Origin of the sequence: Candidatus Neoehrlichia procyonis str. RAC413 (assembly GCF_000964795.1) — a bacterium.
Taxonomy (GTDB): Bacteria; Pseudomonadota; Alphaproteobacteria; order Rickettsiales; family Anaplasmataceae; genus Neoehrlichia; species Neoehrlichia procyonis.
The window spans coordinates 1195172-1209659 of the sequence record NZ_LANX01000001.1; the positions used below are offsets into that span (position 1 = coordinate 1195172).

General features: G+C 27.1%; 9 protein-coding genes. 6 read left to right on the plus strand and 3 right to left on the minus strand.

Annotated features, from left to right (window positions below):
• The first annotated feature begins 48 nt into the window (after positions 1-48).
• Both NLO413_RS04525 and thiE read left to right on the plus strand, forming a co-directional pair.
• Complete coding sequence (locus NLO413_RS04525) at positions 49-867, plus strand: pyruvate, water dikinase regulatory protein (protein WP_045809280.1); 819 nt, start codon at positions 49-51, stop codon at positions 865-867.
• Positions 868-1531: 664 nt separating this feature from the next.
• Positions 1532-2536 carry a thiamine phosphate synthase gene (gene thiE, locus NLO413_RS04535; RefSeq protein WP_045809282.1) on the plus strand — a complete coding sequence of 335 codons (1005 nt, stop codon included), beginning with the start codon at positions 1532-1534 and terminating at the stop codon, positions 2534-2536.
• Between the two features lie 646 nt (positions 2537-3182).
• Here thiE and NLO413_RS04540 read toward each other — a convergent pair.
• Positions 3183-4472: an HlyC/CorC family transporter gene (locus tag NLO413_RS04540; RefSeq protein ID WP_045809283.1), complete on the minus strand. Its 1290-nt coding sequence runs from the start codon at positions 4470-4472 to the stop codon at positions 3183-3185.
• A gap of 175 nt (positions 4473-4647) precedes the next feature.
• Between NLO413_RS04540 and NLO413_RS04545 the strand changes: the two genes are divergently transcribed.
• Together NLO413_RS04545 and NLO413_RS04550 are read left to right on the plus strand one after the other, a co-directional pair.
• On the plus strand, positions 4648-4887 hold the full coding sequence (locus NLO413_RS04545; RefSeq protein WP_338140333.1) for a YggT family protein: 240 nt from the start codon (positions 4648-4650) through the stop codon (positions 4885-4887).
• A gap of 6 nt (positions 4888-4893) precedes the next feature.
• Positions 4894-7020 (plus strand): FtsK/SpoIIIE family DNA translocase, encoded by a 2127-nt coding sequence (locus NLO413_RS04550; protein WP_045809285.1) that lies wholly within the window; start codon positions 4894-4896, stop codon positions 7018-7020.
• A gap of 631 nt (positions 7021-7651) precedes the next feature.
• Here NLO413_RS04550 and NLO413_RS04555 read toward each other — a convergent pair.
• Both NLO413_RS04555 and NLO413_RS04560 read right to left on the minus strand, forming a co-directional pair.
• Positions 7652-10153: a synaptonemal complex protein 1 gene (locus NLO413_RS04555; RefSeq protein ID WP_045809286.1), complete on the minus strand. Its 2502-nt coding sequence runs from the start codon at positions 10151-10153 to the stop codon at positions 7652-7654.
• Positions 10154-10465: 312 nt separating this feature from the next.
• A complete protein-coding gene (locus NLO413_RS04560; RefSeq protein WP_045809287.1) occupies positions 10466-11647 on the minus strand; it encodes an aspartate aminotransferase family protein in 1182 nt (393 codons plus the stop codon).
• 422 nt (positions 11648-12069) lie between these two features.
• Here NLO413_RS04560 and NLO413_RS04565 point away from each other — a divergent pair, with 422 nt between their 5' ends.
• A complete protein-coding gene (locus NLO413_RS04565; protein ID WP_045809288.1) occupies positions 12070-13479 on the plus strand; it encodes a sensor histidine kinase in 1410 nt (469 codons plus the stop codon).
• A 28-nt stretch (positions 13480-13507) separates the two neighbouring features.
• Positions 13508-14104, plus strand: coding sequence for an RDD family protein (locus NLO413_RS04570; protein ID WP_045809289.1), 597 nt, complete (start codon positions 13508-13510; stop codon positions 14102-14104).
• Positions 14105-14488: the final 384 nt, after the last annotated feature.

A 14488-nucleotide genomic window follows, 5' to 3' on the forward strand; every position in this document is an offset into this window, starting at 1 on the left:
TGTATAATTATGCTGATATCTATAGATTTATGAGCGCGTATATTTTATATGACTAATAAAGTAACTTTAAATTTGCATTTGATTTCTGATTCCACTTGTGAAACGGTAATCTCGGTCGCTAGATCAGCATTAGAACATTTTACATCTATAAGAGTGAATGAATTTGTATGGTCATTAGTCAGTAGCCGTAAGCAGATTGATAAAATTATTTTGGCCATTAATCCTGAAAAATATAATCTTATTATGTATACGATGGTTGATGATAAACTGAGAGAATATTTAAAAGAAAAAGCGAGTGTGCAAAATATTAGGTGTATACCTGTTTTATCACATATTATTAGAGAAATTTCTTGTTATTTAGATATAGCAAGGGATATCAATGTTAGTGCTAATAGATTAAGTGATGAGTACTTTAATCGTATAGATGCAATAAATTACACAATTGCTCATGATGATGGACAAAGTCTTTGGGATATAGATCAAGCAGATATAATTATTGTGGGAGTTTCTAGAACTTCTAAATCCCCAACTAGTATATATCTTGCTTATAGAGGATATAAAGTAGTTAATATTCCTTTAGTTCATTCTATAGATATGCCTGTAGATTTGTCAAAATTTACGGATAAACTAATAGTTGGATTAACTATTAACATAGATAGGTTAATACAAATACGTAAAAATAGATTAATGTCTATGAAAAATTATGATAATTATGAATATGTTAACTATGAGCAAGTGTTTGAAGAAATTAATCTAATGAAAAAAATTTGTACGCAAAATGGATGGCCTATCATAGATGTTACACAAAAATCTGTTGAAGAAATTGCTGCAACTATAATTCAATTTTTTAATAAAATAAGTTGTTAATTAAATAAAAAAAGTTATCCTAGTAAGTTAATTGTATAATTAATTTATTTTCTTGTATGTATAGTGGTTTAGTAATAAAGTAATTAGTGAATATATTAAATTATTAATATACGGTTTATATAATCTATGATGGAGCGTAGGTTATTATTGAAAGTTTTTTTATGATCAACTTGTAATATATATAATAATTATAATATAGTATATTTTAATAATAGGTTTTATAAAATAAGTGCAAATTATAATATAATTTTGAAAATATTTAGGATAATATACCTATATGGGTTTTAATGTAGATATAATTGTAAAAATGATATGTAAATTAACTTGAATTATTATGTATTTGATCATTATAGCAATTATAAGATAAAAAATGTTAGTGATATATTGAGAAAATAATTAATATTTATGTAAACATGTTAAAGGTAGTGATATTACTGAATGCTGATTATAAGTAGTTGTTATGTGATTCTTTGCTAACCTTAATGTATAATAATATTGCCTTGTGTGATTTATTACTTCAAAGTAGTTATGTGTTGTTACTTGTAATTACAAGAAATAGCGTAATTGTAAGGTTCATTTTATGTATCTGTATAAAAATCTGTTGTGGTTTTTATTCATTTTTAATTTATGAATTACTTAATTTATTAAAATACTGTGAGATGTTATGTATATAATAGAAAAAAGAGAATTAAATGTAGGGAAAGTTATTAATGATGTTATATATGATTTATATGTGGAGAATGATCAGGATATTTATGTTATTGATACGAATAATGGCGATAACTGTATAGACTATTATTTTGATGGGGAAGAAAAACTGCAATTTATATATTCTTGCTATAATGATAATAGTAAAAAAAATTTTCATTTAGCCTATCAAAAAGCAATTCAAGTTTTAAATAATACTAAATGCTTAGATATTAAAGATGCGTATCGCGATTGTCTAGTGCTTGCAAGAGCTTATGCTAATTTTGATAATTTATGCTCTAGTATAGATGATTTAACTAGTAATTATTTTCCTTGTATAGCAAATGATTTTCAGTGTAATAATATAAAATTTAATTTTAAAAAGATAGAATCTATAGGGTTATATTATATAGTTCCAGATATTTATTGGTTAAAATATGTTATGAATTTAGGAGTAAGTGTTGTACAGTTGAGAATTAAAGGTAAGTCTGATGATGAAGTAGAGAAAGAAATAGCTCAATGTATTGAGTTTGCTAAAAAAAATAAAGTAAAGTTATTTATTAATGATTATTGGAAACTTGCTATAAAGTATGGTGCTGATGGTGTGCATTTAGGGCAAGAAGATTGTAAAACAGCTGATATTTATAATATATATCAATCGGGACTATATTTGGGTATAAGTACTCATTGTTATCACGAATTGGCAAGAGCATGCTATTTTAATCCCTCTTACATTGCATTTGGTCCAATTTTTCCTACAACCTCTAAAATAATGAAGTTTAATGCTCAAGGATTAAAATTATTAACTCAGTGGGTTAAAAATACAGATTGTAGTGTGGTAGCTATTGGTGGTATTAATTTATCAAATGTAGATTCAGTAGTTGATTGTGGAGTAGATGGAATTGCAGTAATATCTGCACTAATTGATAGTGATAATCCTGAGAATGTTACATATGAGTTTCAAAAGAGATTTGTTAGGTAAAATTAGTAAAATTTATAAAAATAACTATTGGTTTAATATTGTTGGTATACAAAAGTGGTTTATTGTTTAAAATATTGCTATTAAATACATGATCAATGTTTAAACATTAGATAGATAATGATAAATTTATGATAATATTTTTGATATAGTGCATGTATATCTTGTAGTAGAAATTTGAGTAATTGATATAAAATAAACAATTTGTTAATTGATGATTTGTATTATGTAAGTGTATTTGTTATAGGTGTTATTGAAATGACAATATTGTAAGTATTTATATACTATGATGGTGTTATAAATCAATATTTGTACAAGTTTGTTGTAACCTGTAGTGTATAATGAATACTATTAATGATCATGTGTGTAAATTAAATAATTGGAGTATTTGTTTGTAAAGGTTATTTAGTTTTTTAACCTAGATATACATTTTAGCATTTACTAGGTCATTAGTTTTATTATTTAGAGCATATTTTCATATTTATTAAGTTATGAGCTTACTAAGCAAGAAAATCTGATATAATGTATATGATCAACTGGAATAATAGATAATTTTGTATATATACTTAATTTATTATATTATTAAGAAAGGTGTGAAAAACTTTAATTTGAATAGTTATGACTAACTTATATAAATAAAGTTTATTTATCAAGCATGTATGCAATTATTATTAATGTCGTTGGGTATTTCAACTTGTATAACAGAAATAACATTTCCATGTTTTGTTAATATTGTAAAAAAGAATCCGTATAATTGAAATTTTTCTCCTTCTTCTGGTATGCGCTCAATTTTATATACAATAAGGCCGGCAAGGGTAGATGCTTCTTCATCTGGTAAGTTCCATCTTAGTTGTCTATTAATATCTCTAATTGGCATTTCTCCGCTTATGTGATATACGTTTTCGGATATTGATTTAATTAAGTTTTCTGTTGTAATATCGTGTTCATCAGAAATATCTCCTACTATTTCCTCCAATATATCTTCTAGTGTTACTATTCCTTGTAATGCTCCATATTCATCAATGACTAAAGCAAAATGTTTACGATTTTTTCTAAAATTATGTAGTTGTACACTTAATAATGTTGTATCTGGTATAAACCATGGTTTTGTCATAATTTTATATATATCATCTTGTGTGATACTGTCGTTTTTTTCTCTTATTAAACTTACAACGTCTTTTACATGTAATATTCCTATTATTATATCTTCTCTATCTTTCCATATAGGAATTCTACTGTGATGACACTTAAGAATTTGCTTGATAAAATCATTAACATTTGTATCAATGTTGAGTGCTGATAAATTTTTTCTATGAGTCATTACTTGGGATATTTCAGTCTCTGCAAGATCTAAAATACTACTTAACATATCTAAATCTTGTTTTAGCATAGTACCTTTAGTGCTGTGCAGTAGTATTAAGTTACGCATAGCATCAGCTGCTGAGATGATCTCTGCATCTTTATGCATGCGAAAGATTTTTAATACAACGTCTACAAAATACTGTATAAGCGTTGTTAGAGGAGATAAAATAAATACACAGTACATTACAGGTGCTGCTATTAGCAAGGCAACTTTTTCTGGATTTTGTATGGCATAAGTTTTAGGTAATGCTTCAGACAATAATAATATTAAAAATGTCATTGTAATTGTGGATGCTAATATTCCTTCAGGTCCAAAGCATTTCATAAATATTGCTGTTGCAAGCGACGAGGAAGCTATATTAACAATAGTATTTCCTGCTAATACTGTACTAATAACAAGCTTTTTCTTTTGATGTAGTGAGTTAACTATAGCTGCTTTTTTATTTCCTTGTAGTGCTAGTTTATTTATGCGTGAAATACTAATTGATGTTAAGCTTGTTTCTGCTGCAGAAAACATAGCAGAAAAAAGCAGCAATATGAAGACAGTTAATATTAAAGATAACAACAAATAATCCATTGAGGATAACAATCTTCCCGATAATAATATATATATAATAACATTATATTTTTCAAGTGAAAAAATTTATCGTTTTTCATTAGTTATAAGTTTGTATATACTTAAAGTGTTTATTAAGCCAAAAAGGGTAGTATATATGCATCCAGTGGTGTACTTATTAGATATGTTATTAAGTATGTATAATTTTGCTTTGATTGTATGGTTGCTAATAAGTTGGCTTATTACCTTAAACATTGTGAATAGATATAATGAGTTTGTAAATAATGTTTTTATGGCACTTTCTAAAATTTTTCTTCCTGTCCTAAATTTTATAAAAAGATATATGCCATTAATGTATGGAGTTGATTTTTCTCCTATTATACTACTTATCTTTATCAATTTTTGTAGATATACATTGCGTTACTATTTTGGGTAATTATTTATGGTTAAGGATATAGCTTATAAATGCTATTTTTATATAAAGTTACTTAGCATTTTTTGTATGGCTGGGTTTATTTGTGTGATAATATTAACGTATAATGCCAATGACACTTCCTTTAATACTGCTAGTAGTGAATTAGTGACTAATATGGGAGGTAAGGTAGGCTCTTATTGTGCTGATATGTTAATTCAGTATTTAGGTGCTGCAAGTTTTTGTATATGGGTTTTTGTTCTATTATATGGAATTAAAGAATTACTTTATTTAAATGAAGTAATATTTTTTTATTTTATCTATTTTTTACTTACTTTAATAGGGACTAGTGGAATTTTAGGTAAGTTATCTTTAAGTGTCACAAGTAAGTATTATTATGGTGGAGTAGTGGGTATTAAGCTTTCAGTATATCCGTTTTTATTGTTACTTATAATTGTATTGGTTGGTTTATGTGGGATGATTGGATGGAAAAATGTAGTTTACTTTTTGCGGAAATGGTTATTAATTTTATTAACAAAAAGAAATAAAACTGAGAATTTTGTAAAAGAAGATGTACCTTATACTAAACAAAGAAAGAAAACTACTAATATTTTAAAAAAAATTGGAAAAGTAAAAGAAGAACCATTGTTTGAATATAGAAATAATTGTAGCGGGTTTGTTTTACCGAGTGTAGATTTTTTGTCTAAATCGAACTTGGCAAAAGATATTAATAATAAGAACGATGCAAGTGACGTTGCTCAATTGCTTGATGAAGTTCTGAAAGATTTTGGTATATACGGAAAAATAATAAATGTTCGTTATGGACCAGTGGTAACATTATATGAATTTGAACCTTCTGCAGGTACTAAATCTTCAAGGGTAATAGGATTATCTGATGATATTGCACGTTCTATGAGTGCTTTATCTACTAGAATATCAGTAATACCTGGAAAAAATGTGATGGGAATAGAATTACCGAATCAGCATCGAGAGATAGTAATGTTAAGGGATTTAATTGATAGTAAAGAATATCGAGATGCAAAGTTAAAATTACCAATAATTTTAGGAAAAAGTATTGATGGAGAACCGGTAATAGCAGATTTAACGAAAATGCCGCATCTTTTAATTGCCGGTACAACTGGTGCTGGTAAGTCTGTTGCAATTAATACTATGATTTTGTCTTTGTTATATAGTTTAACACCTGAACAATGTAAAATGATACTTATAGATCCTAAAGTGTTAGAGTTATCAATATATGATTCTATACCACATTTATTAACTCCTGTTGTTACCGAGTCTAAAAAGGCAATAGCTGCATTGAAATGGGTAGTTAGTGAGATGGAGAATAGATATAGATTAATGTCGGCTATAGGGGTTAGAAATATTATTGGATATAATGATAAAGTAAATGAAGCTATTAATAATGGTGTTATGCTTGAAAGAACTGTCCAAACAGGCTTTGATAAAAGTACAGGGGAACCTATTTTTGAAAAAATATTAATAGAAGCTAAGCTATTTCCTTATGTAGTAGTTATAGTGGATGAAATGGCAGATTTAATGTTGGTATCTGGAAAAGAAATAGAATCTTCTATACAGAGATTATCACAAATGGCTAGGGCTGCTGGCATTCATATAATTATGGCTACTCAGAGACCATCAGTTGATGTAATTACTGGTGTAATAAAAGCAAATTTTCCAACAAGAATTAGTTTTGCTGTAACATCTAAGATAGATAGTAGAACTATTCTTGGGGACCAAGGAGCTGAACAATTGCTTGGAATGGGTGATATGTTATATATGGTTTCTGGTGGAAAAATTGTTCGTGTACATGGAGCATTTGTAAGTGACAATGAAGTTCAAGATATTGTTAATCATTTAAAAAAACAAGGTAATCCTAGTTATATGGAGGATATTACAGAAATATCTAGTGATGATGAAAATGATGATGAAAATGAACAGTGCGGTGATCATGATGATAGACTTTATAGCCAGGCTGTGTCTATAGTGCTTAGAGATCAGAAAACGTCAGTCAGTTATATACAGAGACAACTAAGAATAGGTTATAATAGAGCAGCAAATTTAATAGAGCGTATGGAAAGAGAGGGTATATTAGGTCCAGCTGCTAATTTTGGAAAAAGAGAAATCCTGACTAAATGATGTATTAGTTATATATCAAATATTTAAGATTAATTTTTATTGTTAATTTATGTAAATATTTTGTAGATTGCTTATGTTACTTTTATTGTAAATAGAGAAGTTTATTGGTTATAACTGAATATATAAAGTATGAAAGGATGAATATTGATAATGTTTAGGTATTATTGATAATAATATTTATGTTGTGTATTTGATAGTTAATAATTCAAGTATTTTTTATCAGATAATGTAAGATTGTATATATATTAAGTTTATAATTAAATGATGAAAGTTTACATTTAAATTATGTATTTACATAAGTTATGAGGTGAGTATTTTTTGTTATTGTTGTAGGTTAAGTTTATTAAATATGTCAAGTAGATAATGTATGACTTGATATACTATGGAAGATTGATATTGTTGTATATAATTATTCTACATATAGATATATGTAAAAAAAGATTAGGATAATAATATCTTCATGATGAGTTTGTAGTAATTGCGCTTATTACTTGTATGTTAGTTGTTAGCAGGAGTATGGTATTGATATTGTTTGTCTTGATATATTATATAAAGCTGCTGTAGTGCAGCTTATAGGTTATTTCATAAATAGATAAATGTTATCTTATAAATAATATCAATAATGGTAATATTATAAATGCATTGATGTTGATGTAGGCATAGCATTGCTTACTTGAGGATATACGCTATTGTTCTCATCTGTAATATAAGCTGCATTTTCTGCACTATAGGCTACAATATAGTCACTTAAGCTATTATCATTATTTATAAGATGGCTAAGGTCATCAGGTAATGTTTTATTATTATTATTATTTATATTTAGCCAAATGTTTGTTTCTTGTAAGATTTCTAATGCCATAAACATAATTGCTACTATTAGCTGTACAATTATTGCAGGTAGGATATTAAAATTATAAATATTTTGCATGTTACCTTTGAGATTTATAGCTTCTAATATATGACATACACAATGAATAAGCTCAAGGGTAGAAATAATAACATACAATGTAATTGGACGTAATATAAGGTTAAGTATAGATCTATGTCTTTCTTGAGGTGAATGCTGTTTATTTTTTTGTTGTATCCATTGATCTGAGACTCTAGATATAGAAGAGATGAATCCAATTATAGGTGCAACTAATGACAATACTAAACTTATGTTAACAAGCGTTTTAGTGTAGTTACCAGTAAGCATATATAATGAAATAGCAAACAATGTGGTCCATAGTATTGAACTCACTATTGATAATGAGCTTTGAAAGTGTTGAATTTTTGCAAGGTTACTTGTAATGATATTTTCTTTTTTATCCTTATTTGTTTGTTTAAGTGCAATAACTGATTGTAATATTAAAAATAGAGATAATATTATGGACAGACTATAGACTATATAAGTAACATATTGTTTGTATATTTCTAAGTTATAGAATTTTGCGGCAAGACTGAAGGCTGAAGAAGCTGCATCTACTATTATTATTAATAAAGTTACTGCAAAAAATAAGCGATCAACATATGATGCATTATTGTTATTATTGTTTTTTATCAAGTAATTTACGTTAATGTTATATTTTTGTTCGATCCTGCGTTTAGCGGTTAAGTATTTATTCATTATAGCGTGTCTAGCTTCTCTATATTCTTTTACTAGACGTACTGCAGTTAGCATTTCTGGAGCCATGTTGTAAAAAGTAGTATAAGGGTCATATGTGCTTATTATAGTCTTAACTTCTTTATTGATTAACTGTTGTACTATTGATAATGTATATAAGATATCTTTTTGTAAATTGGTTGCTATAGTATCATAGTTTTGAGAATCATAATTTTGTGTAATATCTGCTAATTTGTTTACCACATTATTTTTTGTGGCTATAAAATCGTTATATAACTGAGATATTTTATTTTCATAATCTGATTTTTCGCGTTGAATGCTACTGACTTTATTATGGATAAGTGTGACATTATTTGAACATTCTTGCATTTTTTGTATTTCATTATTGAAATTTGTTGTGATAGTGTTGATGTTGTCTTGAATAAGTATTTTTTTTCTTTCTTCTTGTTCTATTACTACTGTTAAGATTCTAAGATTTTTATCGGTACTTTTGATTTCTTCGTCAATTTTTTGTATTGAATCTTTTAGCATTTTGGATTGCATATTATTGTTACATTGTTGTGTTTCTATATCAATGAACTTTTGTGTGAGAGTTATGATTTTTTCTTGAATTGACCGTATATTTTGACAAGCTTTTAATATTTCTGCTAGTTTTTTATCAGTATTTTTTGTAGCATATTTAGTTCGAGTTGGTATATCAGTTGTAGGAAATTCCTTGCTATTTTCTAGCTCTTTTTGAATTGTTGTTTCTTTAATAGCTGCGAGTTCCTTTATAAATATTTTAAGTTCTTCTTGAATTTCTTGTATTTTTTCGACACTTGATTCTGTAAGACCTGTTAGCTCTTCTATAGCGGCTTTAAGTTTTTCTTGAACCTTTTCTATTTCTTCGAAAGTTGCGGATTTTTGATTAATAATGTATTGTTCTATAGTAAATATTTTTTTGTTGTTTATATTGTGTGTATTTATTAGAACATTTTGTAACTCTTTACAGATACAAGCTAGGTCTTGTTGATGAGTGTAAAACCTTAATTTAATATTATTAATGATGGTTTTATTATTAGAGCATTCTTTTTGAGCATTCTTAAGTTTCTTTTGTGCAGCATTGTAGTTTTTTGTAGCAGTGTTAAGAGCTATATTAATAGCTTCATAAAGTGGTATTGCATCATGAGGTGATGTGAAAGCTAAGAACTGTTTTCTGTGATTTGCTTGAACTTCTCTTAAGCTATTATGTATATGATTTAATTTAGTACTAACATCAAGGTATTTTTGCAAATTATTGTATGTTTCTGTGTGATTATCCATTATAGTTTTGGCAACTTTATGTTGCTTTATTGTTTCTATGGCGGATACATAAGATGTATTTATCTTATTTATGTCTTCTATGGTTGTTGCATAATCGTTTTGTAACTGTTGTATATCAGCTATTAATGTATCATGGTTTATTTGTGATAAACTATTATTAGAATTTAAAAGACTTTCTTGCAAATTGTTAACATATTCATGTGAAACACTATTAGGACTTTCCATCATAATTTTTACCTTGATTTTTTTTAACAGTAAATTATATTTTTACTTCTAGTAATATAGACGCTTGCTAGCATTAACCTGAATCTCACATTTATTTTAAATGTGTTATTAATTAATACACTAGTTACAACTAATAATTATAATCTTGACAGAAATTAAGTCAATTTTATTTTATAATAATTAGCGCGTTTGCTTCTACTATACAAATAAAACTTTTGTATTGAGTATAAAACTGACATTAGTTTATTAGAACACTTAACTCTGTTAACTATAATAAATTTATAACATCCCTTTATAAATAACACTCAGTACTTACTAATGAAAATCAGTATTTATTAATACTGTTTTAAAAATATTAACTGCCTCGTCTATTTCTTGTTGTGATATTATTAGTGGTGGAAGCATTCTTATAACATTATTACTTGCTACACATACTAACAGCTTATGCTGTATAAGCTTTTCTACTAATGCAACATTACTGATTTTATCTTGTAACTTTATTCCTAACATTAAACCTATACCTTTTACTTCTTCTATTATAGGAAATTGATTGGATAAATGTATAAGTTTATTTTTTAAGTAAATACCGTTGTTGGTAACATTATTTAAAAAACCCTCACTTAAAATTTCACTAACGACAGTATATCCAATAGTTGCTGCTAGAGGATTTCCTCCATAAGTAGATCCATGCATTCCTACGGATAAAAACTGTGCAGCATTTGCAGTTGCTAAGCATCCACCTAATGGGAACCCGCTACCAATGCCTTTTGCTACGGAACATATATCTGGTTGTACGTCAAAATGTTCATATGCAAAAAACTTTCCTGTCCTTCCTGTGCCACATTGTACGCAATCAAAAAATAATAAAATATCATTTTCATTGCATAAGAGGCGCAGCTCCTTTAATAAGTTACTATTAATTACGTTTATACCACCTTCTCCCTGCACAGGCTCTAAAAGTATGGTTCCTATGTTATTTTTACTAATAGCGCTTTTAATTACATTAATGTCACAGTCAACGTTTTCAAACCAATCAACATATGGATAGAGAAGAGGGGAAAATTTCTGTGGGTCACTAGCTGAACAGGCTGCATATGTTCTTCCATGAAAAGAATTTTTTAATGTTAATACTTTGTAACGCTCAGGTCTTCTTTTTCCATTTTGGTACGACCTTGCAATTTTTAAACCACATTCTACTGCTTCAGCACCTGAGTTGGCAAAAAATGCTGTATCTGCAAAACTACTACCTATTAATTTTTGAGCTAGCTTTACTGTTTCTGGTATAATATATAAGTTAGAAATGTGCCAAATTTTGTTTCCTTGAGTTTTAAGTGCATCTATTAATATGGGATGAGAATACCCTAAAGAATTAGCACCAATTCCAGATGTAAAGTCAAGGTAACGATTGTTATTATTATCATATAAATATACTCCTTTACCATGTGTAAAACTAAGATTTTTTGGATTGTAAAACGGCATGATAAGAGGGAATGGCATTGAATTCTCAAGAAATAATTATTAGCTAGAAGCTATACTATGGTATAACTTATGTCAAGTAATAATGTGTTAAAGTGGTTAGTGCATTATATATGCTATAGCCTATAAGGGGCGGTATGCATATCATAGATGCTATATAAAGAAGTAATACTCTAATGATTAATAAGTTTATAAAAAATCTATTATACTTTTACAAAATTAAAACATTAACTTAAACTAGAATGTGCCTTTATTATTAAATAAGTTATATAGATTAAAAAAGGTATAATTTGCAAGTTATATTGTGATATTTTGACGAAAAATCTATTATTTTTTTACGAACTACACTATAAAAATATGTAACGTATCAAATGATAAAGCATTGGTGTATGTAATATATAATGTTTATGTAGTTTTAGATTGTTTGATATAATGAGTTGTATATGAAATATGTTAAGGTTGCACTTTTGTTGGTACTTGTAAGTACATTGATTATTGTTACTGGATATATGCATATATACTTGAAATATAATTCTTTATATAGTATTTCTCAGGAAATTAACACAAATGTTAGAGATATTATTGTTAATTCCATACTTAATAAGTATACTTACTTATTAAGTAAAATCCCTAATCATGTAGGGGTAAGCCCTTATTATGTTAATGTTCTTATTAAGTTACGTGCTGAATTTATCAAGACTTTAAAGGGTATTGATGATATTTCTGTAGTTTTATATAACTTGGATGGAAATATTATATTAACTACTGACAATAATGTAAGCAATGCTCATAAAAGTTGTAATCAGAAATTATTATCTAGCGAAGAGATTGATATTTTATTAACAAAAGGAAGTTTATATAGTACGGTTGATGGTAGTACTGTTACTACAGTATTTCCTGTTTTTACGTCAAGTAGTAATTATTTAAAGCCTATAATGTTTTTAAAGGTTACTAAAAATTTTACAAGTTTGTCAAGTTTTATTACAAAAACGTATGTAATACTTACTTTTTTTATTGCATTAATAGTTCTGGTATGTATTATCTTTGTTTTTTTCATTTATAATAGAAACACAAAAATTCTTAGTAAGCAATACGATACTAATTTAAAATTAAAAGAAGCTAAGGAAATTGCAGAGAAAGAGAATGTTAGCAAATCTCAGTTTTTTGCAAATGTAAGCCATGAATTACGTACTCCTTTAAATTCTATTATTGGATTTTCAGAAATTATTTGTAATGAATCTATGGGTGCTATAGGGAACAAACAATATAAGGAATACATAAATGATATCTATCAGTCAGGTGTTCACCTGCTTAGTATAATTAATGATCTTTTAGATTTTTCTAAAGCAGAAGCGAATAAACTTACTGTACAACCAATTAAGTTTGATTTATTAAAAGTAATAGAATCATGTTGCAATATGGTATTACAAAGGGCAAGCGAAACAAAAATAAAAATAGAAAAAGAATTTCCAAATAATGATGTAATAATGTTTGCGGATCCTAAAAGGATAAAGCAAGTAATTATTAATATATTATCTAACTCAATAAAATTTACGCAGGAAAATGGATGTGTAAAATTATATGTAGAAGCAAATACAGAAGAAATAATTATTGAAATTAGTGATAATGGAATAGGTATTGCTCAACAGGATATTTATAAGGTTATGTCTATTTTTGGGCAAGCTGATAGCGAGCATTCACGTAAATATGAAGGTACGGGGTTAGGATTACCTTTAAGTAAAAAACTAGTAGAATTGATGAATGGAGTATTTAAAATCAAGAGTGAGCCAAATTTAGGCACTGTTGTTACGCTTATTTTTCCTAATGTAAATCAAGATAAGAAGCCTTTTTAGCATTTGTAAATATCATAAGGTCTATAAAATGAAGTTTATTTTAAAGTTACTTTCTTTTTTTAATCCTAAAAAAAATTTGAAAGAAAACGATAGTATTTGTTATGTAGGTGGTATAAGAAGATGTTTAAGTATTATACTAGATCTAATAATAATATTATTAATTATTCAAATTATACATGTTGTGTTTGTATATGCTGTGTACCCTAAAAATAAAATGTATGCTAAATCTATAGAAAAGTATAAAATGGAAGCTTCATTGAATAATGAAGAAAATTATTTTAAAAATGTATATTTATTTATAATAGTTGGTGAACAAATAGTACAGTTAATTGCTATATTTTTATATAAGATGTATATGTGGGTAAGATTTGCATCTACCATAGGAAAATTTTCTATGGGATTAAGGATAGTAGATGCAGAAACTTTTAAAAATGTGACAATTATGCAAGCTTTTAAGAGGTTTATTGCTTTTCCATTATCGGGAATACCTTTATGCTTAGGAATGCTGTGGGGTCATTTTGATAAACGTAAGCAGACTTGGCATGATAAAATTGCAAAAACAGTTGTAGTAACTAATAGTAGCTTAAGAAGGTATATTCAGAGTACTAAAAAAGATCTTTTGTGATGATTATGTGTAACGAGAAATAATCAGATGTTTTAAATTTAGATAGTATATTATCATTTATAATACGAACTTTAATTTTTTATAAGGATTGTAATTTCTTCTTTATTTAAGTAATTGGCATGCAAAATGTAATTGATCAAAAGATGCGGCTTTTGTATGTAGAAATTTTAGAATGAACATCTTGTCTATTAAGAATATATACACTTGTTGCTATATATAATTTACATACTGTTTGTTGCCCGCAGTTTTATAGGGAATTTCTTTAGTATATAAGAATATTGTGTCATATAAGAGTATATTGTTGATGCAAGTGGTTTGTTATTATTGTATTAAATATCTAATATAGTAAAGTTTGTATTATTTTGCTTACGGGGTTTGAAGGCT